We start from the raw sequence: 24,852 nt of genomic DNA, 5'->3' as shown, positions 1-24,852 counted from the left end.
GCGTTACCCCTTCGTTCCGCAAGCCGCATCCTTCAAATCGAGGACGTGACCGTTGTTGTACTTCGCGATGATGTTGTTAAACAGCCGCACGTCCACTGTCGAGTAGTAGCGCACCGGCTCCTTCTCGCTCGGTTGCGCGAGTTGACTGTATGCCGTCATGTCCAGATGGTTCGACGACGCGCGCACCTTGGCAACCCACGCGTCGAATGCATCCTGCGGTGTCGCGAACGTGCGGAATTTCATGTCGGAAAAGCCCCGGCCGCTGTAATTCGCCGACATCCCGGCGAAATCGCCGGGTGCATCGGCGATTAAATGCAGCCGCGTTTGCATCCCCGCCATCGCATAGACTTGCGTGCCGAGCTGCGGAATGAAGAAAGAATTCATTACCGCATCGGACGTGATCCGCAGATTGATCGGCGCACCAACTGGAACCGCCAACTGGTTGACCGACGCAATGCCGAGATCGGGATAGACGAACAGCCACTTCCAGTCGAGGGCGACGACCTCGACATTGATCGGCTTGACCTGCGATTCGAGCGGCCGGTATGGGTCCAGCTCGTGCGTGGTCTTCCAAGTCAGCACGCCGAGGAACAGAATGATCAGCGTCGGCACCGTCCAGATCACCACTTCAATCGCGGTCGAATGCGCCCACTTCGGCGCATAGGTCGCATTGCGGTTCGATGCGCGATAGCGCCATGCAAAGAACAGCGTCAAGAAAATTACCGGCACCACAACGATCAGCATCGCCCACGTCGACGTTGCAATCAGCGCTTTCTCCGCCGCGCCGACACTGCCCTTCGGATTCAACACGTCGAGATCGCATCCTGAGAGAGCAACGGTCAGCCCGACTCCCAGGAAAAACAATAAGCTTCTAAAAGCCTTTCTTTTCATCACATTTGCCTAATTGATGCATAGATACTCCGAATGCGCGAGCGCACGTCCGATGCTCGGAATTGGCCGCATCATACGATGCTCGAACTAGACATGCATCTGCCTTCCGTGAAAATCACCTTTACGAATTCCGAGATGTGACACGTTGACGCATACGTTTTTAAATGCGCGCTCCATCGCTGATTCACGGGTGGCGAAAGCACTTCAGAGCGGCGTCGCGCAACGTTACGTTTACTACGTTGCCGTATGCGGAAATCGCATCCGTCTTCATACAACCGTATGGCACGCCGACGTAGGGCATCACACTCGACACGAAATCTCACAGGACCGTCCGCACGGTCGTACCTGCGACATCGTTTCAGGTGGCGCTTGGTGGAGAGGGAGAGAAAAGAAGGGAGCCGATTACACCCAGGCGGATGCCGACGCGTTGCAATACAATGAGCTTCGCGAAACAGTTCTACGAGGCAACAATTATTTCTATCGGGATAGGTACTATGAAAAGCCGCCTGACCGTATTTGACGAAATACCCTTATCGCTCTCCGAACTTGTTGGCGAAGGATTGTCCGAGTTCAACGCTAGAACTAAAGGTCTGTCAAACCTCAAGAATCTTGCTCTATCTATAGAGGGGGCGGACGGTCATGCTGGTGGGCTGATCGGTCACACCGCGTGGGGATGGCTGTTTATCAAATGACTGTACATAGCAGAAAATGCTCGTGGTCAAGGATACGCCTTTGATTTATTGGAACGTGCCAAGCAAATCGCTATAGAGCGAGGATGCCACGCGGCTTGGATCGACACCTTCAATCTCGATGCCAAGAGAATTTACGAACGGTTCGTGTTCACGGTTTTTGCTGAACTGCCCGGCTTTCCGTTAGGACATACCCGGTACTTTCTCCAGAAACGGTATAGCGAAAAGACTTTCGTTTAAGCCTTTCCACTCACCGGCATTAGAAAAACACTAAACGATCTCAACAAAATTTTTTTTGATTCGCTACTGATGCACCTCGTTGGCATGCGGCATCCGAAAGAAAACACGACGCACCGTGCTTAAAGCCTTGCCGCGAGCCGCGAGCCTTGATCGATCGCGCGCTTCGCATCAAGCTCCGATGCCAACTCCGCGCCGCCGATCAGGTGCACCGGCACGCCCGCGGCCTTCAGCGGCTCATACAGCGAGCGATCCGATTCCTGTCCCGTGCATAGCACGATCGTGTCCACCTCGATCACGGTCCGATCCTTGCGCGCTTCACCAAACGTCACATGCAGCCCCGCATCATCGATCAATTCATAGTTCACGCCGCCGATCATCTCTACGCCCTTCATCTTCAGCGTCGCGCGATGAATCCAGCCGGTCGTCTTGCCCAGCCCCTTGCCGAGCCCGGTTGCCTTGCGTTGTAACAGCGTGACGCGGCGCGCGGGCGGCGACACCCGCGCGCGCGTCACGCCGCCACGCTCGAGCGCGGGATCGGTGACGCCCCATTCGGCCTTCCATGCATCGAGATCGAGCGCCGACGATTCGCCATCCTGAACGAGAAACTCGGATACGTCGAAGCCGATCCCACCTGCGCCCACCACCGCGACACGCTCACCGACCGGTTTGTTACGCGCAAGCACGTCGATATAGGTCAGCACTTTCGGATGATCCTGGCCGGGGATGCGCGGATCGCGCGGCGTCACACCGGTCGCGAGTATGACTTCATCGTATTTCGCGGCAATCAGCTCGGCCGGCGCGATACGTCGATTCAAATGCAACACCACCCCGGTCAATTCGATCTGCCGTCCGAAATAACGCAGTGCCTCGTGGAATTCCTCCTTGCCCGGAATCCGCTTGGCCATGTTGAACTGCCCCCCGATCTCGGCCGCCGCATCGAACAAATCGACGTGATGTCCGCGCTGCGCGAGTACCGTCGCGCATGCCAGGCCCGCCGGCCCGGCACCGATCACCGCGATACGCTTGGCTTTCGCCGCTCGCACATAGTTCAGCTCAGTCTCGTGACAGGCACGCGGATTCAACAAGCACGATGCAACCTTATTCTTGAACGCGTGATCGAGGCACGCCTGATTGCAGCCGATACAGACGTTGATTTCGTCGACGCGCCCTTCGGCCGCCTTTTTCACAAACTCGGCGTCGGCGAGAAACGGCCGGGCCATCGACACCATGTCCGCGCAACCGTCGGCCAGAATCCGCTCGGCGACCTCTGGCCGGTTGATCCGGTTCGTCGTTACGAGCGGAATGCCGACCTCGCCTTTCATTTTTTGCGTCACCCATGCGAACGCGCCACGCGGCACCGACGTCGCGATCGTCGGCACCCGCGCCTCGTGCCAGCCGATCCCGGTGTTGATCAGCGTCGCGCCCGCGCGCTCGATGGCCTTTGCGAGCATCACGACTTCGTCCCAGTTGCTACCGTCCGGAATCAGATCGAGCATCGACAACCGGTAGATGATGATGAAGTCACGGCCGACGGCCTCGCGCGTGCGCGTCACGATCTCGACCGGCAGGCGCATCCGGTTTGCATACGATCCGCCCCATTCGTCCTTGCGATGGTTGGTATGCATCGAGATGAACTGATTGATCAGATATCCTTCCGATCCCATGATCTCGACGCCATCGTAACCCGCCTCGCGCGCAAGCGACGCGCAGCGCATGAACGCGCGGATTTGCCGCTCGATGCCGCGCGCGGTCAGCTCGTGCGGCGTGAACGGTGAAATCGGCGATTGGATGCGCGAAGGTGCGACCGCGAACGGATGATAGCCGTAGCGCCCCGTATGCAGAATCTGCAGCGCGATCTTGCCGCCGTGCGCATGCACCGCGTCGGGAATCACGCGATGCCGCCGTGCCGCCGCCGTGGTCGACAACGTGCCGCCGAACGGTTTCGTCCAGCCGGCGACATTCGGCGCGAAGCCGCCCGTGACGATCAGGCCGGCGCCGCCGCGCGCGCGCTCGGCGAAATAGTCGGCAAGACGCGGCAACGTCTTGCGGCTGTCCTCGAGGCCAGTGTGCATCGACCCCATCAGCACGCGATTGCGCAGCGTCGTGAAGCCGAGATCGAGCGGAGCAAGCAAATGGGGAAACGGGGTCGTCATGGTCTATCGAACGGAAAATGGTTGTGTGCACATCGTAAGCGCAACCCCGCTTGTCCGTGAGGGGGCAAACAGCCATAATACTTGTCATTTTCGGCCAATCTTGGCCATTTATCATGGTGCGACGCACGATCAAGGACAATCTGGGCCTACGGCGGCCGACAATCCCGGTCGCCTATTTGCGGCATTTGCTGAAGGTCTTCGAGGAACGCGGCATCGATCCGCGCGACGCGCGCGCGGGCACCGGGCTGCACGACGATGTGCTCGACGAGCCGAACGCGCGCGTCGCGCCATCGCAATGGGGTCGGCTCGTGCTGAACGCAATGCGGCTGAGCGGCGACGAAGGCATCGGCTTCGAACTCGGCCTGCGGCTGCGCATGTCGGTACACGGCTTTCTCGGCTACGCGGCGTTGACCGCGGCCGATTTGCGCACGTCCCTCTCCGTCAATGCGCGTTACTTTCGGATGCGCAATCGACAATACCGGTTGCAATACACGGAGCGCGAGGACGGCGTGTTGCTGGCACTGCACGGCGTCCAGCCGAGCCCGGTGCTTCAGCATCACGCAATGTTCGAGATCGTGCTCACCGGCATCGCGCAAAACGTGAGCACGGTCACGGGACGCCAGGATCCGCCGATCGAGTTGCAATTCACCTGGCCCGAACCGGACTATTACACGCGCTACCACCATCGGCTACCGCCCGTGCGTTTCGGTTGTGCAGCCAATGCGCTATGGGTAGCGCGCAGCGCGCTCGACTGGCCGCTGCCGCTTGCCGACGAAATCGCGCATCAGCAGGCGCTCGCGCAGGTCGAACGCGAATATGCTCACGTGCGTCACGACGAAGGCGATCTCGTCGCGCGGGTGCGCGCGGAGCTGGTTCTGACCGAACGCGGCTATCCTGACCCGGACGAGTTGGCCAAACGTCTGCTGATGTCGACGCGCACCCTGCGGCGGCGCCTGCTCGACGCAGGCTCCGGCTATCGCTCGCTCGTAGACGAAGCGCGGCTGCGCGACGCACGCCATATGTTGCGCGCATCCGATCTTGATCTGAAGACGATCGCCGAACGCCTGCAATTCACCGATCCGGCAAATTTCACGCGCGCGTTCCGCAAATGGACCGGGCAAACACCCAGCGCATACCGGCGCGACGAACAAGCGCCCAACTATTGAGTGCGACGCGCGTTGTTTTCCAGGTGCAGACCGGTCAGCCTGTCAATCGGCGGTCGTCAATTATTGCGGATTGCTTTCTTTTTCATCCCAGGAATATTCGGCTACCCAAGCAATTCCCCGGCGATACGGCACTTGCCACACCAACGCCGTGCGTCAATATGTCGGTGCTCATGACAGCACATCCATACAGGGCTTCCTGGTATGCGCCGGCGGCTGACCACTAAATCAAGCCGGTCGAGAATCTTATTCGAGCAGCAGCGTGCGCAATACGCGCTATACACCCGCCGAATTGTTCAAGTTGTACCCGCGCTAACGGTTCGTTCCTTCCCCAATCGGTCCATCGCAAATTATCGGGCGACGTTCGCACTGCATTGCAATGCGTCTTGCATTCGGCAATGCCGGCGGCAGAACACCCATCTTGCTATAAAAATATAGCTATATTAAAGTAGCGAACATGGCCAAGAACGCACATCTCCAATTTGCCTGCCGACTTCGCGGCGCAGTCACCGGGCTCAACCGCCGTCTGCGCCGCGAAGCGCAGAATCACGCTGATCCCGTACAGTTCTCGCAACTTCTGCTGCTCGGCGCGATCGACCGTCTCGGGGGCGATGTCACTCCGTCCGAACTGGCGGCGGCGGAGCAGCTACGCTCGTCGAATCTCGCCACGCTGCTGCGCGAACTGGAAGGCAACGGCCACATCGAGCGCCACGCCGATCCGCACGACGGCCGAAAAACCCGCGTGTCGTTGACCGCGAACGGCAAGCGCCTGCTGTACGGCAATCGAACGAAGCGCGAGGAATGGCTCGTGCGCGCAATGAACGAATGCCTCACCGCCGACGAACGCGCGTTGCTCGTCGCCGCAAGCCCGCTGCTCGAACGGCTCGCGCAATACGAAGACGCGCCGGGCGGCGAGCCTTCCCTCCCCTCTCGCAGGAGTTTCCGATGAAAACCGCACTGATCGGGCTCGACTACATCGTCGACATCATGCATCCCACCGGCAAGATTGCACGCAGTGCCGCGCATGCGGCACTGCGCAACGTCGTCGGCCGCTTCAACCAGGCGCTGTCGATTGCCGCCCAAAAGGACTGGCTACGCATCGCCGTCAAAGTCGGCTTCGAACCGGGCTACCCGGACCTGCCCACGCACTCGCCGATGTTCTCTCGTGCAAAGGAATTCGGCGCGCTCGACTTGAGCGGCCCCGGCACCGCGTTTCATCCGGATCTCGACGCAGGCGCGGTACAACTCGTCGTCGTCAAGCCGCGTGTCAGTGCGTTCTACGCAACCCGCCTCGAGGCTGCATTGCGCGCGAATCGCGTCGAGCGCGTGATCGTCACGGGTGTCAGCACGACATGGGCGGTGCAGGCCACGGCCCGCGACGCGCACGATCGCGACTACGACGTCCTCGTGCTCGAGGATGCGTGCACCGCCGCGACGGACGACGAACACCAACGCTCGATCGACATGCTGCGCGGCATCGCGCGAATCGTCACGGTCGACGAGCTGGCGACACTCTGAGCCTATCGGCAACGCCACGGAGCGCCGAGATGCGCGACATGCTAGCCGCCCGGATCGCCGGCGCGCTGAACCTGCCGGCATTGCGTCACACGCTCGCGGTGTGCATACCGGTTATCGCGTCCTACGCGGCGACCGGCGATACGCGTTGGCTATTGGCGGCAATCGCGACGGTGTCGGTCACGATTGCCGTCGAGCGCGTCGGCGTCGCGCCGCTCGGCGCGCTCGTTCACGGCGCGGCAATCGTCATCGGCTTTCTGTCGCTGTCGCTCGCGCTAAGCGGGTGGCCAACGTTCGTTGCCGGCTGCGCGGCGCTCGCCGCGGCCGCCGTCGCGTTATCACGCTTCGGTGCACGATTGCGCTCACTCGGCAACTTCATCTTTATCCCATCGCTGTATCTGACCTGCGAAGCCGCTGCCTCGCGCCACCAGGCGCAATCGCTGATACCCTTTCTATGCGCGGCAATGCTGCCGCCCGTCGCACTCGCTTGCATCAACACGCTGCGCAGCGCGCCCGCCGGACAGCGCATGCGTATGCTCGCGCGCCTGCACGACGCGCGCGATCTCGGCCCGCGCGTCGCGCCGGGCGACGCGACGCAAACGGCTATCGCGGCGATGCTTGCGGTTTCCGCCGCCGCGATGCTCGTCGAATGGCGTCACATCGACAACGGGCAATGGGTGATCTGGTCGGCCGCGAGCGTCGTGACCGGCACTGTGTCGAGTGCGCACCGCAAGCTGCGCGATCGTACCCTGGGCGCGCTGGTGGGCGTGCCGGGCGGGCTCGCGATCGGCATGCTGCTGCCGCACGGCACGCTCGTCTACATGCTCGCAACGCTCGCGTCGATCGTCACGCTCGTCGCGTTCCGTCACTATGCAACCGGTTTCGGCGCACGCTGCGCTTGCATCGCATGCGCGTCGTGGATCGCGCAGCAGTCGGCGGCGATTGCCGCCGAACGCGTCGCCGACGTGCTGCTTGGCGGGGCGATCGGCATCGCGTTCGCCCTGGCAACGCACCGGCTCGCGGTTCCGCTCATGCAGAGGTGCGCCTCCCGCCCGCAACGGCATCGGGCTCATTGACGGCGCGCTCCAGACGCTTCGTTTCGTTATCCGAATCCTGGCTCGGCCTCAAGCCGCCGCGCACCGGCAACGCGCCGCCCGCCGGATCATGCCGCGCGTCGCCCGTTCCGCGGCCAGACACCGAACGGCGCATGCCCGAATCGGACGTCGATGCACCTAGGCCGATTCCCCATAAAAGAAAGCGGCCGGCCCTCAAACAGAGCCGGCCGCTTTTTCGGATGCGGCGATGCGGTGCAACCGCTGGCCGCTAAGCCGTCTCGCGATTCGGCGGCACGCGCGCTGCTTCGTACCGGTCATGCGCCGACGCATGTCCGGCGATCCACGGCGCGATATCCATATCCTCGTAACGCACGAAACGGGATTTGTTGACGAGCCGGTAGCCGAACCACACAGCCAGGAAAAGCGGAATCCCGATATAAGTTGCGAGCACGCCGATCCAATCGATCTTGTTCGACAGGAATGCTTGGTAATCCTGACCTAGGGCGATCACGACACATAACACGAACGCAAAAATCGGCCCATAAGGAAACAGTTTCGACTGATACGGCAGTTGATCGACCGAATAGCCCTGGCGAATGAAGCCCTTGCGAAAGCGATAGTGGCTGACCGCAATACCGAGCCACGCGATGAAACCCGTCATCCCCGACGTGTTCAACAGCCACAAATAAACCGTCTTGTCGCCGTACAGGGACGACAGAAAGCACAGCGCGCCAACCGCCGTCGTCGCATATAGCGCATTACGCGGCACGCCGCTTGCCGACAATTTCGCGAACAATTTCGGCGCGCGCCCTTCGGTCGCAAGGTTGTAGAGCATCCGCGTCGACGCATACATCCCCGAGTTGCCCGCCGACAGCACCGCAGTCAAGATGACCGCGTTCATCACGCCAGCCGCGAACGCAAGGCCCGCATGCCGGAACACCAGCGTAAATGGGCTGACGCCAACGTCGGTCACATCGCTCTTCAACAGATTCGGATCGGTGTACGGAATCAGTATTCCGATCACGAAAATCGCCAGCACATAGAACAACAAAATGCGCCAGAACACTTGCCGGACCGCGCGCGGAATCGTCGTGCGCGGATTTTCGGATTCCCCCGCAGCCACGCCAATCAGCTCGGTGCCCTGGAACGAAAAGCCCGCGATCATCGCAACACCCATCATCGCCGGGAGTCCGCCGACGAACGGCGCATCGCCGATCGTGAAGTTGCGCCAGCCGTCGCTCGGGCCGCCCTTCAGGATACCGAAGATCATCAAGAGCCCGACGCCGACGAACGCGAGCACGGTCACAACCTTGATCAGCGCAAACCAGTATTCCGCCTCGCCGAAGCCGCGCACCGTCAAGACATTGAGCACGAACATCACGCCGAGAAAGAGCGCGCTCCACCAGATGCCCGGCACGTCGGGAAACCAGTAATGCATGACGAGCTGCGCGGCGACAAGCTCGACCGCAATCGTCACCGCCCAGTTGTACCAATAGTTCCAGCCGAGCGCGAAGCCGAAGCCCTCGTCGACATATTTGGCGCCATAAGTCGAAAACGAACCTGACACCGGCATGAACGCGGCCATCTCGCCCAAGCTCATCATCAGGCAATAGACCATCGCACCGATCAGCAGATACGCGAGCATCGCGCCGCCGGGGCCCGCCTGCGAAATCGACGCGCCGGACGCGACGAACAGGCCCGTGCCGATCGAACCGCCGATCGCGATCATCGTCAGGTGACGGGCTTTCAGGCTGCGGCGCAGCGTCGGGGGATTCGATGGGTAGGAGGAACTGTCGGAATTCGGTTTTGGTGACATAACGGGCTGGCAAGGGAGCGCGGGCAACAAAGCGGCGCCGCGCCGGGCGAGCCGCCGGGAGGTGGCTCGCCGCGGATCGAACGACGGCACATCGCCGATGCCAACCGGGCGACACGCCGTCTCTATTTTTTTGCGCAGCGCGGATTCTACCCGATTCGAAGCCATCCGCCCGCACTGCGTGCGCGGCCGAGACCGGCGCAAAGCGCTTGCCGATCAATGGGTTGCATCGCCACCAGCGGGCGGGCACGACATGCGCAGCTTGCCGGCTGCGGCGCGACGAGCCAAGTGCCGAAAAGTGCCGAAAAAAGGAAAGGCCGCTCGTAGCGGCCTTTCTCGTCTCCCTGATTTGCCTGCTATTGCTACTTACGTTGCCTGCTGCACCGGGTGCAGCGGCACCCGGCGCGGCGCGGCGAATGCCGCCTGGCGCGCATTGCTCGCATCGATCTCGGCGATCAGGCTGTCGAGACCCTCGAGATGCGCGCTATTGTCGTGATCCCACGGATGGAAGCCCGGCCGGAAATAATCGAGCCATTCGCGCGCGATCAGCGCGAAGATCCCGTTCTTCGGACTCCACAAATACTTGATGAGCTTGCCGATGCCCGGCACTTTGCCGAAGCGGCGGCGATGCGCGATCAGCAGCCGTGTGTTGAAATCGAACAGCGTCGTCCAGAACACCACGGTGACGAGCAGCATCATGCTGACGCGCAACAAATAGCTGGACAGGCCCGGCTTCATCACGGTACGCCACACGTCGTAGGCCACCCCCTTGTGCTCGGTCTCTTCCATCGAGTGCCAATGCCACATCTGCCGGTAGCCGTCGACATCGCTCACCGTGATGCGGTTCGCGAGCACCAGACCCGTGAACATCGCCGTGTAATGCTCGAGCGCCATCGTCACCGCGAGTTGCATCGAATGCGGCAACACCTTCTTGAACCAGCCGAGCACCGTCCACAAGCGTTTATCGAGCTTGTGCGCGGGCATGCCCGCCGCTTGCAGCAGATCGTTGAATTCGACGTGCTCGCGCGTGTGCATCGCTTCCTGGCCGATGAAGCCGGCAACGTCACGCTTCAGCGACGGCTCCTCGATGCGGTCGCGATAGTTGCGCACCGAGTCCATGAAGAAGCGCTCGCCCGCTGGAAACAGCAGCGACAGCGCATTGAACAGGTGGGTGACGCCCACGCCTTCTGTATGCCAGTCGCAAATGCGCTCAGGCGGCAGGGCGAAACGGATATCGCGGCGAACGATTGCATTCACATTCATTTAGATGTCTCCATATCGTCCCCGACGGGACGCGGGTGCGACTCATTGCTCTCCCGAGGGTTTGGTTGGGAAGCGGGGAGCTTGGTCGCCATTCCTTATTGAATCATCATACAACGTTACATTAATTGATGTCATCATAGATCACGATATCGGGCTGCGCAAGACCAGATTTCCACCATGTCGGTCGAGGTCATGCACCGCGCTTCACGTCTCGCCGGCCACCCGACTGAATCGGCCCCGCGGCTGGGCATCGCGGGCCGCCGGGCGCGGCCGACACCCGGCCGCAACCGCTGCCGCGCCGGCGCTTCAGCTGCCGAACGCGTGCTGCAAACGCCGAGCGATCCGCCGGGCTTCGTCGAGCGACGCAACGTTGGTAAAACCCATCAGCAAGCCATCCGGCCCGCTTCCCGCCGCGTAGCGCGCGGACAGCGGCTGGCAGTTCAAGCCCGCGCGCTGCGCACGTTGCGCGAGCGTGCGGTCGCCGGTACGCCCGGCCAAGCGCACGACGAGGTGCATGCCGCCGTGCGCCAGATCGATCTGCACGCGCTGCGCGAAAACCTCCGTCAACGCCTCACAAAGCCAGGCTCGGCGGCGCGCGTACAGGGCGCGCATTTTCTTCAGATGGCGCGCCAGATGGCCGGCGTCGATGAAATCCGCGACAACGGCCTGGGTCAGCCACGGCACGCCGGCCGCCGATGCGTCGAGCGCGTCGGCAAACGCCGGGATCAGCCGTTTCGGCACGACGAGATAGCCCAGCGACAGCCCCGGCGCCAACACTTTCGAAAAACTGCCCGCGTACAGCACGCGATCGTGCGTATCGAGATGCTTGAGGGCCGGCAGCGGAAAACCGCTGTAGCGGAATTCGCCGTCGTAGTCGTCCTCGACAATCCAAGCCCGCGCGGCCGAGGCCCATTCGAGCAGCTTCAGGCGACGCGGCAGGCTCATCGATACACCGAGAGGCGCCTGATGCGAAGGCGTAACGACCGCCATCGCCGCGTGCGGCGCGCGGCGCACGCCCTCCTCGACGACAAGCCCCTCGCCGTCCACCGGTATCGGGCACACGCGCATCGCGCAACGGGTGAGCACGGCGCGCGTCGGCAGATGGCACGGATCTTCCACCCATACCTGATCGCCGGTGCGCAGCAGCGCGCGCTCGATCAGCGACAGCGACGCCCGATACCCGGCGGTGATCACCACCTGCTCTGCCCGGCAACGCACGCCGCGCGACACGAGCAGATAGCCCGCAATCGCGTCGCGCAGCGGCCGGTAGCCGACTGGATCGCCATACGCGAGGTCGGCCACGGCCTGCGCACGAACGCGCCGGCCGGCAAGCCTTGACCAAAGCTTGCGGGGAAACATGTCGAGCGCCGGAATGCCGAGTTGCAGCGGCAACGGTGGCTCGGCACGCCAGCCGTCCGGGAGGGAGGGCCGGGTGCGCTCATCGTCGCGCACCCGGCTTGGCGTGTCACTTGGCGTGACGCGCGTGGGCGTGAGATGCGGCGATACGACGGTGCCGGCCGCCCCTTGGGCGAGCACGTAACCTTCACCGGCGAGCCGCTGATACGCCGCCTCGACGGTGCCGCGCGCGACGCCGAGCGCGCTCGCCAGGCTGCGCGTCGAAGGAAGCCGCGCGCCCGGACGCAGCGCGCGGCCGGCGATCGCATCGCGAAGGCGGTCATATATCTGCTGCGACAGCGAAATACGGCTATCGAGACGATCGACAGAAAATTCGAATGCTTCGGGGGCTCGTACCGCTTGGCGCGGATCGTTCATGGCTTACTCAAATAGTCATTTTTTGGCTCTTTTGACTAGGTCATGTTAACGCGAGACTGGGCCACCGTCACACTCGCTTCATCGTCACCGATCATGAACGAAACCGTCTTTCTCGCCGGCGCCGCAGGCGCAATCGGCACGATGCTCGCGCCGCTGCTCGTGAGTGCGGGCTACGTGGTCTACGGCACCACGCGCCGGGCCGAGCGCTGTGCGGCTATCGAAGCGGCGGGCGCGCGGCCCGTGCTCGTCGACGTATTCGACCGAGCCGCGCTTGCGCGCGAAGTCGAACACATCGCGCCTGCGATCGTCGTGCATCAATTGACCGATCTGCCGGCCGGACTGGACTCCGCGCGGATGAAGGACGCGATCACGCGCAACGCGCGGATTCGTGACGAAGGCACGCGCAACCTCGTCGCGGCGGCACGTGCAGCAGGATGCGCGCACATCGTCGCGCAAAGCATTGCATGGGCTTATGCGCCCGGCCCCGAGCCCTGCACGGAAGACCGGCCGCTCGACACCGCGGCCAACGGCGACCGCGCGATCACGATCGGCGGCGTGATCGCGCTCGAAACGCACGTGCTCGGCGCACAGTCGCCGCGATCGGCTGCCACGGTATTGCGCTACGGCAATCTGTACGGTCCAGGCACCGGGCGCGCCGCGCCGACCGGCGCGAGCCCGCTGCACGTCGAAGCCGCCGCGTGGGCGGCGCTGCTCGCCGTGCAGCGATCGCCCGGCGGCATATTCAATGTCGCCGACGATCGCTCGGCGGTCGACAGCACGAAAGCCAAGCGTGTACTCGGATGGGACCCGACGCTGCGGCTGCCGGCCTAGCGCCCCCGATGAACGCGGCGCCGAGCGGCCGACGGCGCGCGCCCGGCCCCGGCCGTTCCGGCTACCGCCGGCATCGCCGTCGCAGCGGCGATCACCAAGCAAGTCGCGCCGACCGCGCCGTCACTCCAGATAAAACGCGTCCGGCAACAATGCATTCGCGCTCGTCACGCGCACATCGCCCTTCATGTTTGCGAGCACGACTTCGAGCGTGGGCTTGCCGAGTTCGACGATCACCTGCCGGCACGCGCCACACGGCGCGATCGGCCCGTCGGTTTCGCCGACAACCGCAAGCGTCGTGAAATCGCCCGGCCGGTAACCGGCCGCGAGCGCGGAGAACAGCGCCGTGCGCTCCGCGCAGTTGGCCAGCCCATACGATGCGTTCTCGACGTTGCAGCCGTGAAACACCTTGCCGTCCTTCGTCGCGAGCGCCGCGCCGACCTTGAATTTCGAATACGGCGCATAGGCCTTTTCACGCGCGGCCTTCGCCGCTTCGATCATGGTTTCATGTGTCATGGAATTACCTTTTGTTCATAGATGAAGTTGCGTTGGGCGCATCGGCAGATCATCGTGCCGCCGCAAGCGGTGCGCAGTTGAAGACGACGAGCGCTGCGCGTTTGCGGAAGGATTGAGCCCGATCGGCCGGTTCGCGCCGACCCAATGTCTTTCCCGCGACTCGCGCAACCTTATCCGATCGTCAGCCCAGCGTCTCATAAACGACGCGCGCCGGCGCCGGCCGCGTCACGCCGAGCCGGTACGCACGCCGCACGCTGTCCGCCGCACGCTGCGCCGCGGCGGCGTCACGCGCATGCACGAGCGCCAGCGGCTGCTGCGCGTCGATACGCTCGCCAAGCGCGGCCAGCGCGCTCAAGCCGACCGAATAATCGAGCGCATCGCCGATCTTCGCACGCCCTCCTCCCAGCTCGACCACCGCCAGCCCGAGCGCACGCACGTCGATTTGCTCGATCCAGCCGTCCTGCCCGGCAAACACCGGCACACTCACCGCCGCGCGCGGCAAATACGCATCAGGCCGCTCCAGCAGATCGGCCGGGCCGCCAAGCGCCGCGACCATCCGCGCGAAACGCTCGGCCGCGGCGCCCGATTCGAGCGCCGCGGCAAGCTGCCGGCGCGCGCCGTCTTCGTCCGGTGCGAGACCGCCCATCGTCAACATCCGTGCGGCAAGCGCCATACTGACGTCGAGCAGCCGCTCGGGGCGCGCGGCGCCCGTCAAGCAATCGATCGCGCAACGCACCTCGAGCGCGTTGCCCGCGCACGGCGCAAGCGCCTGATTCATGTCGGTGAGTGTGGCCGCCGTCTTCATCCCCGCGCCATTGCCGACATCGACAAGGCTGCGCGCAAGCTCGGCCGCCTTGTCCAAACTCGGCATGAATGCGCCCGAGCCGACCTTCACGTCCATCGCCAATGCTTCGATACCCGCCGCGAGCTTCTTCGACAAAATCGACGCGGTGATCAGCGAAATCGACTCGACGGTCGCCGTCACGTCGCGTACCGCATAGATCCGTTTGTCGGCCGGCGCGAGCTGCGCAGTCTGGCCGACGATCGCCACGCCGACGTCGCGCACCACGCGGCGCAGCGCATCAACGTCCGGCGCGACGTCATAGCCGGGAATCGCTTCGAGTTTGTCGAGCGTGCCACCCGTGTGGCCGAGCCCGCGCCCCGAAATCATCGGCACGTAGCCGCCGCACGCGGCAACCAGCGGCCCGATCAACAGCGACGTCAGATCGCCGACGCCGCCCGTCGAGTGTTTATCGACGACCGGGCCATTCAGGCGCTCGCCGCGCCAGTCGAGCACGTCGCCGGAATCGCGCTGTGCGAGCGTCAGCGCAATACGCGCGGGCAACGGCAACTCATTGAAGTAGACCGCCATCGCGAATGCCGCGATCTGACCTTCGGTCACGTCGCCCGTCGTCACGCCGCGCACGAAACGCTCGATATCGGCTGCGTCGAGCGTTTGCCGGTCGCGTACCCGGCGAATGAACTCCTGCGGCAGGAACATCGCTTCTCCTTTTACCGTTTGCAGTTGCCGCCGGCGCGCATGATCAGCCGCCAGGCGGGCGGACCAACCATTGTTGCCGATGCGGCGGGCGCGGCCATTGTCGCGTCGGTGCGGCCGCCGTCGGGCGACGCGGAATCGATCGGATACGACGCCTTTAGCACCGGCCCGGCCGATTGATGTCGATTCAGCGAAAGCGCCATGCAGGCTCGCTCACGATAGAGACATGGACAGAAACAGCCCGGCGATCGTCGCGCTCATCAGATTCGACAGCGTCGCGGCCGCGAGTGCGCGCATTCCATAGCGCGCGACGTCCGAGCGCAGCGACGGTTCGATCGCCGTGAAGCCGCCCGTCAGAATCGCGATCGAGGAAAAATTCGCGAACCCGCACAGCGCGAACGATACGATCGCGAGCGTCTTCGGAGCGAGCACCGGCAAGCCCGCCGCCGCAACCTGCGCGGCGTCTTTCAGATACGGCGACAGCGAGCTGTATGCGACGAACTCGTTCAAGATCAGCTTCTGGCCGATAAAACTGCCGGCCACGGACGCATCGTGCCACGACACGCCGATCAGCCATGCGAGCGGCGCAAACAGCGCGCCGAGCAACGATTGCAGCGTGACGCCGGCAAACCCTATCCAACCCGCGACCACCCCTACCAACGCGTTCAGCAATGCGATCAAGCTGATGAACGCGATCAGCATCGTCCCCACATTCACCGCGATGCGCATCCCCACGGCCGCGCCCGATGCCGCCGCCTCGATCACGTTCGCCGCATGCTTGTCGTCGAATTCGAGCGTGTCGACATCGGCGTGACTGCGCTCGGTTGTCGGGCACAGCATCTTGCCGAACAGCAGCCCGCCCGGAATCGCCATGAACGACGCAGCGAGCAGATACTCCATCCTGACGCCGAGCCCCGCGTAACCGGCGAGCACCGATCCCGCAACGGACGCCATCCCGCTCGACATCGTCGCGAAGATCTCCGTGCGGGTCATCCGGTTGACGAACGGTTTCACGAAGGCGGGCAGTTCGCTTTGGCCGATGAAGATCGTCGCAACGGCCGAGCACGCCTCGATCCGGCTCACGCCGAGCAGCTTCGCGAACGCGGTGCCGACGATCAGAATCAACCACTTCATCACGCCGATGTAATACAACACCGCGATCAGCGACGTGACGAAAACGACCATCGGCAGCACGCGCAGCCCGAACACGAAGCCGGAATCGCCGAACAGCGCGAACATCTTGTCGCCGACGAGGCCGCCGAACAGGAAGCTCAAGCCGTGCTGCCCCATATCGAGCACGCTCGTGACGGCGTGCGCGATCGCCGCGAGTACGTCGCGCCCGAGCGGCACGAACAGCACGAGCGCGCCGATCGCGATCTGGATCGCAAGCGCGCCGATGACGGTGCGGGCGCTGACCGCCCGCCGGTTGATCGACAGCGCGTAACCGACGCCGAGCAAGACCACGATGCCACACAAGCTGCGCAGAATGTCCAAGTTGGATGTCCTCGTAGAAAAGATTCGGAGTCAGAATCGATAACCGACGCTGGCGTAATAGCCCCATCCCGTCGAGCGGTTCTGGAATGGGCCGTTGCCGAAATCCAGCGCCGTGCCGCCCCACTGGCCGCCGTTGTGAAAATAGCGGGCCGCGGCCCAGAAGCGCCAGCGCTCGAGTTCGTAGATCAGTACGTTGGTCGAGACGAATGCGGTGTCGGTGCGGGTATCGCCGCCGGTCCTTTCACGAAGCCGCGAGCCGAAATCGTAGTTGAAGAAACCGACGTAGAGCAGATTGCCGCGGCCGAGTTTGCCGAACGGATAGATGTATTTCATCTGCGCGCGATAGCCGTCCCAGGTGTTTTCGTTTGCCGCGCCATAGTTCTCCCATTGCCTGCGCAGATAGAGGTTCGCTTGCAGAATCAGCTTGCCGGGCGCCGCGAGATCCGTGCCGATGCCTGCATACAGCGTGTTCTGCCGCCCTGCGCGGCTATGGCCCTGGTCGTAGATCCAGTCGAATGCGAGATACCACTGCTTGATAGGTCCGAAAGCCAGGCTGCGGCCAAGCAGATCGTCAATCGACACGCGCGGCTCCTGCTCGCTGAAAAGCGGCGCGCCCTTGTTCGAAATTCCCGAATCGTAGCCGTTGCCGATACCGAATGCACGCGGGATATCGACGTAGCCGTAAAGATCGAACGGTCCCTTGCGGCCGAAATATTCGTATTCGATGTAGACGTCGTTGGTCCTGTATGGACCAAAGCGGATGTTCTTCGAGCCGATCACGCCGATGCTCTGGCGCAGCCAATCCGACAGGTACGGCGATGCCGCGGGCGGCGCGGGCTGGGTCAAAGCGGGCTCGCCGACGCTTTCGGTCAGGGCCTGCGCATGCAATGCCGATGCGCAGAACGCAAGCGCCGACGCAGCGCAGGCAACCGCGCATCGCGCGGCGCGCGACGAATGACGGACGCGAAATGATCTCCGGGGTGCATTCACGTAGTTGGTTTTCCTGATATCGAACGGGCAATCGGTGGCGAGTGCGCGAGCGCGCGATCCGGCAAATCATGGGTCGATGGCAAAGTCGACGGTGCGACGATGCAAGACCGATGCCAACCTGGGCCGTCGAAAAAGGCGATATCGTACCGCCGGCGCGCACGGTTGCCGCACCAATTTGCAGCAAGTCACGCAATGGCTGCGCCAATATTGACCATCCGGTCAACTTAGGACATTGGCGTTTTCGATAGTCGCGCGAAGCCCATCCGATGGGTTACGCGCCGCCGCGCGTTGAACGCCGAAAGCAAGCAGAAAGCCGCTGCGAACCGTCGCCACCGCCGACGACGGCCGATGCGCGCACGTCACCCGCACCGCGCAAGCCGACAGGCCTGCGCCATCGGGCCTGACATGCAGCCCGCCCGCCACCGCGACACAAACGAGCGCCGCGTCCGGCAGGATCCCGATTACGCGCCGCGCGCGCCGGCCTGCCTGGCAACCCGGATCGACCGGCCCGTGCCATGCTGCGCTGCGAGCTACATTGCGGATCGCGATCCAAACTGGGGCGCGAATTCCGGCGCCGACCATTTGAACGGCACCACGCCCGCACTGCGGCGCACTTCGCGAATCTTGAATCGCACGAGACGCTGCGCGCCGTCGAACGCCGCAAGTTCGGGCCCGTCCCAGACGATCTGCGCGTCGGCGGCGATATACAGCAGATCGCCGTGCTCGAAATCGACGAACAGCAGCCCAGCGCGCGGCTCGCGCAGCAAGTTGCCGATCGTATTGAAGAGATTATTGCCGCTGTAATCAGGCGCCGTCAGCGTGCGCTCATCGTCGACGCGCACGAAGCCCGGCAACCCGCCGCGATGCGACACATCGACGCCGCGCGCACGACCCGCCGCTTCTTCCACATTCGCGCTCGCGATGAAAAACGTATCCGCGCGCGCTAGCCATTCGCAATCGGCGTCAGCCAGCCGTGCGGCGCGATGTTGAGGCGGCAGGGCGTCTGCCTCCACTGGCCTTCGCAATGGCACGCGGCTCTGAATATATTTCGGGCAGTTGCCGAAGCTCTGGCTAACCGTCACCGACATCGTCCCGCCGTCTATCCCGGTCACGACGCCATTGATCCGGTTGCGCCGCCGCGTGTGCGGCTCGATGCCAAGGCCCCCGAACCAGCTGCCGGTGCGCCAGCAGGCGGCGAGCGGATCGTCGCGCAATTGGCCGCCCGTGATGGCGAGCGTGCGCGGGTCCGGTGACACGACGAACCCCGGCTCGCCGGCCCGCAATGTCGCCCACGGTTGCCCGTCGGCATCCAGTCCACCGACGATGAAAAACGGCCGTTGCGCATAAAACGTCCGATGCTGATCGGGCATGAACATGCGGACTCCGCGGCGGCCGAGTGCCTCGGCCGCCGCGGTCACGCCCGCGCGCTGCTGCGCGACGAGTTCGCCTTCGTGGAACGGCGCGGCAACTGCGCGCTCATCGAGCACCAATGACATCGGCTCCGTCATCTCGGACTCCTTTGCGATAGACCCCATCACCGTCAACGCAGGCGACGCACGGACAAACGCCCATTGCCGGCGCCCGCCGATGAAACCGCCCGCCGGCACGCGCGGCGCGACCACCGCACGCATCACCCGTCCGACCGGCCGGAAATACGCGCCGCGAGAACCGCTCCCGGTCCAAGCCGCACCTGCGGCAACGCCGTCACGCCGCGCGCCACCCCGCCTTCGCCGCCGGCATCGGCACGAAACCCGGCAGCGCCTCGATACGCGCGAGCCATTCACGCAGATGCGTATAAGGCTCGAGCGACACGTCCCCCTCCGGCGCATGCGCGATATACGAATAAGCGGCGACATCGGCTATCGTCGGTTGATCACCTATTGCGAAGCGCTTATAGGCAAGCTCCGGATCGATCACATCGAACAGATGCCGCGCGATCCGCACCGCGTTCGCGTGGTCCAGCGGCCGGCCGAACACCGTGACGAGACGCGCCGCCGCCGGGCCATACGCAATCGGCCCAGCCGCGAGCGACAACCAGCGCTGCACGGCCGCCGCACCTGCTGGATCAACCGGCAGCCATGACGGATCGGCATACCGCTTCGCAAGATAAACGAGGATCGCGTTCGAATCGCACAGCACCGCATCGCCATCCTCGATCACCGGCACCTGGCCGAACGGATTGAGCGCGAGAAACTCGGCGCGGCGGTTCGCGCCGCCGGCCAGGTCCACTTCGACACACTCGACCGGCAGGCCAAGCAACGACAGGAACAAAAGAACGCGATGACAATGACCGGACAACGGATGCATGTAAAGCCGGATCGGCGCGGCGGGTTGCATGACAGCTGGCATGACGGCACTCCGTGAGCGAAAACGGGACAGGGAAAACACGCGGCGGCGCATTCGCACCGACCGGCCAGTCCCGTGGCAAACATCCGCACCGGGCGCATGCGCGGGCAGCCCGCCGGAGGCCAGCGCGAAACGCGAGGCCAGGCGCTGCGCGTGGCCGCCCCCGTGTCATGCATCACGCCCGGCCCATCAGACTATCTGGCCAGGGACACTCGCAGCGTACCGTGCGCGGTAGATCCATAGAAGATGGATAATTCCCGAAACACAATCCTTGATAAATGGACAATAGGCGATGGCGGACGTCCGCAGCGTTAACCTGAACCGGCTGGCAATCTTCGTCGCAGTGGTCGAGGCCGGCTCATTCACCGCGGCAGCCGGGCGGCTCGGGCTCGCGAAAACGATGGTCAGCGCGCACATGCAGCGGCTCGAAGCGGAGGTCGGTGCGAATCTGCTCGTGAGAACCACGCGCCGGCTCAACGTGACGGACGCAGGCCGCGCGTTTTACGACGCGTGCCGCGACATCCTGCGTGCGGCCGACGCCGCGCTCGGCGCAGTATCCGGCGACACGGGGCCGCTGCGTGGCACGCTGCGCGTGAGCGCCGCGATCGACTACGGCGCGCTTGTCGTCACGCCCGCACTGGTCGCGCTGCGCGACGCGCATCCGGCACTCGACATCGAGCTGATCTGCGACGACCGGATCGTCGACCTCGTTCACGACAACCTCGACGTCGCGATCCGGCTCGGCCGGCTCGCCGATTCGAACCATCGCGCGGTGAAAATCGGCGAATTCGAACGCTGGATCGTCGCCAGCCCCGCGTTCGTCGCCCGTCACGGCGCGCCGGATACGCCGGATGCGTTGAGCGCGTTGCCTTACGTCATGCTGTCCACGCTGCCGCGCACAATATTCGAGCTTGCGAATGCACAAGGTGAGCGCGCGCGCGTGCGCTGCAAGCGCGCATTCGCGTCGAACACGGCGACCGCTTGCCGCGCGGCGGTGTTGGCGGGCGGCGGCTTCGGCATCGCGACGAGTTTCGCAACGGCGGACGATATCGCAGCCGCACGGCTCGTGCGGCTGCTGCCTGGCTGGACGCTGCCGCCCGGCGACATTCACGCGGTATTTCCGTCGACGAGCCATCCGAGCCCGAAAGTACGGGCGCTGATCGACATGTTGAAAGCGCGGCTCGCGAGATGAGCGTCCGGTGCCGGATGAGACGGCACGCACGCATCCTCCGACAAATTTCCCGCCTGCGGGCAGACTGAAGCCGCGCAGGCCAAACCATGCGGCACGCGGCACGCGCGCCGCATGCGCCGCACAATCCTCCCAACCCAATGCGGCACGGCGCCCCAGCCGATCGTGCCGCCGCTCAGTGCGCGGCCAAATGCTGCAACGCGCCGAGCAACACCTGCCGGCAATTGCGCACCATTTTCTCCTCGGAATCGCGATAACCGGTCAGCAACCACGCAGCGCCAACGTTCGTCATCGCTCCCACCAGCGCAATTCCGATGATCCGCTGGTCCGCGCGCACGTCGGGATCTTCGCTCAGCGGCGCCACGAGCGTCACGATCATCTTGCCGAATTCACTCAGATTGCGCTGGTATGTCGCATCGGTTTGCGCGCTCACGCCCATCACTTCGAGCAGCAGCACGCGCGCCGCGCACGTGTCCCGCAAAAATGCGAAGAATGCGGCAAGGCTCACGTCGATCCGTGCGTCAAGCCCGCCACGCGTCGCGCCGAGCGCGGCAACCGCCTGCTTCACCGACATGCGCAGCCGCTGCGCATGGTGCTCGTAGGTGCTGCGCAGCAATGCATCGGTGCTATCGAACGCTGCATAGAAATAGCGATCATTGAGCTTCGCTTCCTGGCAAATCGCGCGCACGGTGGCCCGCTGGAAGCCAACCGTGCCGAAAATGCGCGTGCCCGCGCGAATCAGCGCGTCGCGACGCTCCGCCGCCCGTGCTTCCGGTGGAATGCCGGCGTAAGGGCGGCCTTTCTTGCCCCGTTCGAGTATTTTCTCCATTTCGCTATTTGACATCAGCCAATGTCAAAATTAAAGTGGTGTTGACTCGCACCACATTCTAAATCGACATAACGATGGAGACAGCCAAAGGGAGGCCCGTCCGATGAGGAATTTCTCCGGCAAGGTGGCGGCAATCACGGGCGCGGGATCGGGCATGGGGCGCAGTTTGGCGATCCAGCTCGCGCGTCAGGGTTGTCATCTCGCGCTCAGCGATATCAATACGGACGGCCTCGCGCAGACCGTCGCATCGTGCACCGGCTACGGCGTGCGGGTCACGTCGCAGCGGCTCGACGTCGCGTCACGCGAAGCCGTATTCGACTGGGCGCGCCAGACGCGCGAAGCGCACGGCAAGATCAATCTGCTCTTCAACAACGCGGGCGTATCGCTTGCAGCGGCGGCCGAAACCGTGTCGATCAAGGATTTCGAATGGATCGTCGGCATCAACTTTTGGGGCGTCGTGCACGGCACCCAGGCGTTTTTGCCGTATCTGCGCGAATCGGGCGACGCTCATGTGATCAACACGTCAAGCCTATTCGGCCTGATCGCCATGCCGACGCAAAGCGCGTACAACGCAACGAAATTCGCGGTGCGCGGCTTCACCGAGGCGCTGCGGATGGAACTCGAGCTTGAGCGCGCGCCGATCGGCGTGACATGCGTGCATCCGGGCGGCGTGGCGACGAACATCGCGACAGCGTCGCGTATCGACGCGAGCGTGGTCGCGCTGACCGGGCAGGATATCGAGACGCATCGCCGCGCCGCGAACCGGCTGATCGACGCCACCACGCCCGATGAAGCTGCCCGCCAGATTCTCGCCGGCGTGAGGCGCAATGCGCGGCGTGTGCTTGTCGGCGCCGATGCACGCCGCGTCGACAAGCTCGCACGCCTGCTCGGCTCCGGATACCAGATTTTCGTGCTGCGCTTTCTGCGCAAGTCGCGCGAGCGCCGTCTCTCCCGCCGGAACGGCACAGCCATGCCCGCGCCCGCTTCCTCGATCAGTAAGGATCCCGCATGAACTCGACAACAGATTGGCACACCACCTTGGGCCCGGCCGACGAACGCGCCCCGCTGGCGGCAACGGGCGCCGCGCCGCGCGCAGCCGATTACGACGTGTTGATCGTCGGCGCGGGCATCTCCGGCATCGGCGCCGCCTACTACCTGCGCGAGCGCTGCCCCGGCGCGAAGTACGCGATCCTCGAAGGCCGCTCGACGATGGGCGGCACTTGGGATCTGTTCCGTTATCCCGGCGTCCGTTCGGATTCCGACATGTTCACGCTCGGCTTCAGCTTCCGCCCGTGGCAAAGCGACAACTCGATCGCGCACGGCCAATCGATCCTCGACTACATCAAGGAGACCGCGCGCGAGTTCGGCATCGACAAGGCGATCCGCTTCAATCACAAGGTCACCGCCGCGAGCTGGGATTCGTCGAGCGCGCGCTGGACCGTGCGCGTGCAGCGCACCGACGGCGAACGCGTTGACGAAGCAGTCTTCACCTGCCGCATTCTCTATATGTGCAGCGGCTACTACGACTACGAAGCAGGCCACGCACCGAGCTGGCCCGACCAGGAAACGTACCAGGGCCGCATCGTCCATCCGCAGCATTGGCCGTCGGATCTCGACTATGCGGGCAAACGCGTCGTCGTGATCGGCAGCGGCGCAACCGCGGTGACGCTGGTGCCATCGATGACGCCCGTCGCACGCCACGTGACGATGCTGCAACGCTCGCCGACCTACATCATGTCGTTGCCCGCGCGCGATCCGGTTGCGGGCGTGCTGCGCCGCTGGCTGCCGGCCGGGCTCGCACACCGGGTCGTGCGCGTGAAAAACGTGCTGCTGACGATGTACTTCTACAATCTTTCACGCCGCCGCCCCAACGCGATCAAAAAGCTTCTGATCCATCTAGCGAGCAGGCAGAGCGGCCCTCAGCTCGATGCGGGCAAGCACCTCACGCCGCGCTACAAACCGTGGGACCAGCGCCTCTGCCTCGTGCCGAACGGCGATCTCTTCAAGGCAATCCGCGCGGGCAACGCCTCGATCGTCACCGACGAAATCGAGCGCTTCACGCCAACCGGCCTGCTCCTGAAAAGCGGCGAGCGCCTCGACGCGGACGTCGTGGTCACCGCGACCGGGCTGAAGCTCAAGATGCTGGGCGGGATATCGCTGACGATCGACGGCCAGCCAGTCGATTTGTCGCAAACGGTGTCGTACAAAGGGATGATGTTCAGCGGCGTGCCAAATCTCGTGCTGTCGTTCGGCTACACGAATGCATCATGGACGCTGAAGGCCGAACTGATCGCGCAGTACGTGTGCCGCATGTTCCAACACATGCGCACGCACGGCTACGACGTCTGCGTACCGCGGCTGCCGGCCGGCCAAACGGAGCTGGAACCGTTCGTCGATCTGTCGTCCGGCTACATCCAGCGCGCCGCCGCGATGCTGCCCAAGCAGGGCGTGAAAAAGCCTTGGAAAGCCTATCAAAACTATATCCGCGATTTCGCGCTCTTCCGGTTCGGCTCGCTCGCCGACGGCGCCCTGCGATTCGAACGCCGCCGCCCGACGCTCGTCGAGCAGAATAATTCAACCCGCCAGCCCGCCTACGAAGGAAGGTGA

At 63.9% G+C, this 24,852-nt stretch carries 22 protein-coding genes and 1 pseudogene; 11 read left to right on the top strand and 12 right to left on the bottom strand.

Annotation, left to right across the window (positions count from 1 at the left end):
- Positions 1-3: 3 nt before the first annotated feature.
- A complete protein-coding gene (gene cyoA, locus BSIN_RS06705) occupies positions 4-891 on the bottom strand; it encodes a ubiquinol oxidase subunit II (RefSeq protein WP_089339907.1) in 888 nt (295 codons plus the stop codon).
- A gap of 437 nt (positions 892-1,328) precedes the next feature.
- On the opposite strand from cyoA, the gene BSIN_RS06700 reads away from it, so the two are divergent.
- Positions 1,329-1,583, top strand: coding sequence for a hypothetical protein (locus BSIN_RS06700; protein WP_089339906.1), 255 nt, complete (start codon positions 1,329-1,331; stop codon positions 1,581-1,583).
- Entirely contained in the window at positions 1,584-1,820 is a 237-nt protein-coding gene (locus BSIN_RS26735) for a GNAT family N-acetyltransferase (RefSeq protein WP_089339905.1), read from the top strand.
- A 119-nt stretch (positions 1,821-1,939) separates the two neighbouring features.
- Here BSIN_RS26735 and BSIN_RS06690 read toward each other — a convergent pair whose 3' ends face one another.
- A complete protein-coding gene (locus BSIN_RS06690; RefSeq protein ID WP_089339904.1) occupies positions 1,940-3,973 on the bottom strand; it encodes an NADPH-dependent 2,4-dienoyl-CoA reductase in 2,034 nt (677 codons plus the stop codon).
- A gap of 113 nt (positions 3,974-4,086) precedes the next feature.
- Here BSIN_RS06690 and BSIN_RS06685 point away from each other — a divergent pair, with 113 nt between their 5' ends.
- From BSIN_RS06685 to BSIN_RS06670, 4 genes are all read left to right on the top strand, one after another.
- Complete coding sequence (locus tag BSIN_RS06685; RefSeq protein WP_089339903.1) at positions 4,087-5,139, top strand: AraC family transcriptional regulator; 1,053 nt, start codon at positions 4,087-4,089, stop codon at positions 5,137-5,139.
- Between the two features lie 454 nt (positions 5,140-5,593).
- A complete protein-coding gene (locus BSIN_RS06680; protein ID WP_089339902.1) occupies positions 5,594-6,085 on the top strand; it encodes a MarR family winged helix-turn-helix transcriptional regulator in 492 nt (163 codons plus the stop codon).
- The gene (locus tag BSIN_RS06675; RefSeq protein ID WP_089339901.1) at positions 6,082-6,654 is read left to right on the top strand and encodes a cysteine hydrolase family protein; all 573 of its coding nucleotides are present in this window, start codon (positions 6,082-6,084) and stop codon (positions 6,652-6,654) included. Before BSIN_RS06680 ends, BSIN_RS06675 begins: the two co-directional genes overlap by 4 nt.
- Before the next feature lie 29 nt (positions 6,655-6,683).
- Positions 6,684-7,727, top strand: a complete 1,044-nt coding sequence (locus tag BSIN_RS06670; RefSeq protein ID WP_089339900.1) for an FUSC family protein — start codon at positions 6,684-6,686, stop codon at positions 7,725-7,727.
- Between the two features lie 247 nt (positions 7,728-7,974).
- Here BSIN_RS06670 and BSIN_RS06665 read toward each other — a convergent pair whose 3' ends face one another.
- From BSIN_RS06665 to pdxR, 3 genes are all read right to left on the bottom strand, one after another.
- Positions 7,975-9,522 (bottom strand): amino acid permease, encoded by a 1,548-nt coding sequence (locus BSIN_RS06665; RefSeq protein WP_069235481.1) that lies wholly within the window; start codon positions 9,520-9,522, stop codon positions 7,975-7,977.
- Positions 9,523-9,885: 363 nt separating this feature from the next.
- Positions 9,886-10,782, bottom strand: a complete 897-nt coding sequence (locus tag BSIN_RS06660; protein ID WP_059515313.1) for a metal-dependent hydrolase — start codon at positions 10,780-10,782, stop codon at positions 9,886-9,888.
- 306 nt (positions 10,783-11,088) lie between these two features.
- On the bottom strand, positions 11,089-12,555 hold the full coding sequence (gene pdxR, locus BSIN_RS06655) for a MocR-like pyridoxine biosynthesis transcription factor PdxR (protein ID WP_089339899.1): 1,467 nt from the start codon (positions 12,553-12,555) through the stop codon (positions 11,089-11,091).
- Positions 12,556-12,648: 93 nt separating this feature from the next.
- On the opposite strand from pdxR, the gene BSIN_RS06650 reads away from it, so the two are divergent.
- Positions 12,649-13,386 carry an NAD-dependent epimerase/dehydratase family protein gene (locus tag BSIN_RS06650; protein WP_089339898.1) on the top strand — a complete coding sequence of 246 codons (738 nt, stop codon included), beginning with the start codon at positions 12,649-12,651 and terminating at the stop codon, positions 13,384-13,386.
- Between the two features lie 120 nt (positions 13,387-13,506).
- Here the strand turns inward: BSIN_RS06650 and BSIN_RS06645 are convergent, their stop codons facing one another.
- Both BSIN_RS06645 and deoA read right to left on the bottom strand, forming a co-directional pair.
- Positions 13,507-13,899, bottom strand: coding sequence for a cytidine deaminase (locus BSIN_RS06645; RefSeq protein ID WP_089339897.1), 393 nt, complete (start codon positions 13,897-13,899; stop codon positions 13,507-13,509).
- A 181-nt stretch (positions 13,900-14,080) separates the two neighbouring features.
- Positions 14,081-15,400, bottom strand: coding sequence for a thymidine phosphorylase (deoA, locus tag BSIN_RS06640; protein ID WP_089339896.1), 1,320 nt, complete (start codon positions 15,398-15,400; stop codon positions 14,081-14,083).
- 39 nt (positions 15,401-15,439) lie between these two features.
- Between deoA and BSIN_RS25775 the strand changes: the two genes are divergently transcribed.
- Positions 15,440-15,577, top strand: coding sequence for a hypothetical protein (locus BSIN_RS25775; protein WP_159935885.1), 138 nt, complete (start codon positions 15,440-15,442; stop codon positions 15,575-15,577).
- Positions 15,578-15,610: 33 nt separating this feature from the next.
- On the opposite strand, the gene BSIN_RS06630 is transcribed toward BSIN_RS25775, so the two are convergent.
- From BSIN_RS06630 to BSIN_RS06615, 4 genes and pseudogenes are all read right to left on the bottom strand, one after another.
- Positions 15,611-16,891 carry a NupC/NupG family nucleoside CNT transporter gene (locus BSIN_RS06630; protein WP_089339894.1) on the bottom strand — a complete coding sequence of 427 codons (1,281 nt, stop codon included), beginning with the start codon at positions 16,889-16,891 and terminating at the stop codon, positions 15,611-15,613.
- A 30-nt stretch (positions 16,892-16,921) separates the two neighbouring features.
- On the bottom strand, positions 16,922-17,737 hold the full coding sequence (gene tsx, locus BSIN_RS06625) for a nucleoside-specific channel-forming protein Tsx (protein WP_369828151.1): 816 nt from the start codon (positions 17,735-17,737) through the stop codon (positions 16,922-16,924).
- A gap of 689 nt (positions 17,738-18,426) precedes the next feature.
- Positions 18,427-19,389: pseudogene (locus BSIN_RS06620) on the bottom strand (pyridoxamine 5'-phosphate oxidase family protein); the annotation flags it as partial.
- Positions 19,390-19,585: 196 nt separating this feature from the next.
- The gene (locus tag BSIN_RS06615) at positions 19,586-20,230 is read right to left on the bottom strand and encodes a glutathione S-transferase family protein (protein ID WP_089339892.1); all 645 of its coding nucleotides are present in this window, start codon (positions 20,228-20,230) and stop codon (positions 19,586-19,588) included.
- A gap of 289 nt (positions 20,231-20,519) precedes the next feature.
- Between BSIN_RS06615 and BSIN_RS06610 the strand changes: the two genes are divergently transcribed.
- Positions 20,520-21,419, top strand: a complete 900-nt coding sequence (locus tag BSIN_RS06610) for a LysR family transcriptional regulator (RefSeq protein WP_089339891.1) — start codon at positions 20,520-20,522, stop codon at positions 21,417-21,419.
- 172 nt (positions 21,420-21,591) lie between these two features.
- On the opposite strand, the gene BSIN_RS06605 is transcribed toward BSIN_RS06610, so the two are convergent.
- On the bottom strand, positions 21,592-22,245 hold the full coding sequence (locus BSIN_RS06605) for a TetR/AcrR family transcriptional regulator (protein ID WP_089339890.1): 654 nt from the start codon (positions 22,243-22,245) through the stop codon (positions 21,592-21,594).
- A 103-nt stretch (positions 22,246-22,348) separates the two neighbouring features.
- Between BSIN_RS06605 and BSIN_RS06600 the strand changes: the two genes are divergently transcribed.
- Both BSIN_RS06600 and BSIN_RS06595 read left to right on the top strand, forming a co-directional pair.
- Entirely contained in the window at positions 22,349-23,257 is a 909-nt protein-coding gene (locus BSIN_RS06600) for an SDR family NAD(P)-dependent oxidoreductase (RefSeq protein WP_089339889.1), read from the top strand.
- Complete coding sequence (locus BSIN_RS06595) at positions 23,254-24,852, top strand: flavin-containing monooxygenase (RefSeq protein ID WP_069235473.1); 1,599 nt, start codon at positions 23,254-23,256, stop codon at positions 24,850-24,852. The genes BSIN_RS06600 and BSIN_RS06595 overlap by 4 nt, the downstream gene beginning before the upstream one ends.

The sequence above is a fragment of the Burkholderia singularis genome, assembly GCF_900176645.1.
Taxonomy (GTDB): Bacteria; Pseudomonadota; Gammaproteobacteria; order Burkholderiales; family Burkholderiaceae; genus Burkholderia; species Burkholderia singularis.
Note: the sequence above shows the minus strand (reverse complement) of the source record. Positions and strands in the feature narration are given on the sequence as shown.

What these genes read in the sequence shown, in the direction of transcription:
- BSIN_RS06670 (WP_089339900.1), top strand. Translation starts at nt 6,684, where the DNA reads ATGCGCGACATGCTAGCCGCCCGGATCGCCGGCGCGCTGAACCTGCCG.
- BSIN_RS06665 (WP_069235481.1), bottom strand. Translation starts at nt 9,522, where the DNA reads ATGTCACCAAAACCGAATTCCGACAGTTCCTCCTACCCATCGAATCCC.
- deoA (WP_089339896.1), bottom strand. Translation starts at nt 15,400, where the DNA reads ATGTTCCTGCCGCAGGAGTTCATTCGCCGGGTACGCGACCGGCAAACG.
- BSIN_RS06595 (WP_069235473.1), top strand. Translation starts at nt 23,254, where the DNA reads ATGAACTCGACAACAGATTGGCACACCACCTTGGGCCCGGCCGACGAA.
- pdxR (WP_089339899.1), bottom strand. Translation starts at nt 12,555, where the DNA reads ATGAACGATCCGCGCCAAGCGGTACGAGCCCCCGAAGCATTCGAATTT.
- cyoA (WP_089339907.1), bottom strand. Translation starts at nt 891, where the DNA reads ATGAAAAGAAAGGCTTTTAGAAGCTTATTGTTTTTCCTGGGAGTCGGG.
- BSIN_RS25775 (WP_159935885.1), top strand. Translation starts at nt 15,440, where the DNA reads ATGATCAGCCGCCAGGCGGGCGGACCAACCATTGTTGCCGATGCGGCG.
- BSIN_RS06690 (WP_089339904.1), bottom strand. Translation starts at nt 3,973, where the DNA reads ATGACGACCCCGTTTCCCCATTTGCTTGCTCCGCTCGATCTCGGCTTC.
- BSIN_RS06615 (WP_089339892.1), bottom strand. Translation starts at nt 20,230, where the DNA reads ATGCCAGCTGTCATGCAACCCGCCGCGCCGATCCGGCTTTACATGCAT.
- BSIN_RS06660 (WP_059515313.1), bottom strand. Translation starts at nt 10,782, where the DNA reads ATGAATGTGAATGCAATCGTTCGCCGCGATATCCGTTTCGCCCTGCCG.
- BSIN_RS06600 (WP_089339889.1), top strand. Translation starts at nt 22,349, where the DNA reads ATGAGGAATTTCTCCGGCAAGGTGGCGGCAATCACGGGCGCGGGATCG.
- BSIN_RS06650 (WP_089339898.1), top strand. Translation starts at nt 12,649, where the DNA reads ATGAACGAAACCGTCTTTCTCGCCGGCGCCGCAGGCGCAATCGGCACG.
- BSIN_RS06610 (WP_089339891.1), top strand. Translation starts at nt 20,520, where the DNA reads ATGGCGGACGTCCGCAGCGTTAACCTGAACCGGCTGGCAATCTTCGTC.
- BSIN_RS06685 (WP_089339903.1), top strand. Translation starts at nt 4,087, where the DNA reads ATGGTGCGACGCACGATCAAGGACAATCTGGGCCTACGGCGGCCGACA.
- BSIN_RS06675 (WP_089339901.1), top strand. Translation starts at nt 6,082, where the DNA reads ATGAAAACCGCACTGATCGGGCTCGACTACATCGTCGACATCATGCAT.
- BSIN_RS06645 (WP_089339897.1), bottom strand. Translation starts at nt 13,899, where the DNA reads ATGACACATGAAACCATGATCGAAGCGGCGAAGGCCGCGCGTGAAAAG.
- BSIN_RS06680 (WP_089339902.1), top strand. Translation starts at nt 5,594, where the DNA reads ATGGCCAAGAACGCACATCTCCAATTTGCCTGCCGACTTCGCGGCGCA.
- BSIN_RS06605 (WP_089339890.1), bottom strand. Translation starts at nt 22,245, where the DNA reads ATGGAGAAAATACTCGAACGGGGCAAGAAAGGCCGCCCTTACGCCGGC.
- BSIN_RS06700 (WP_089339906.1), top strand. Translation starts at nt 1,329, where the DNA reads ATGAGCTTCGCGAAACAGTTCTACGAGGCAACAATTATTTCTATCGGG.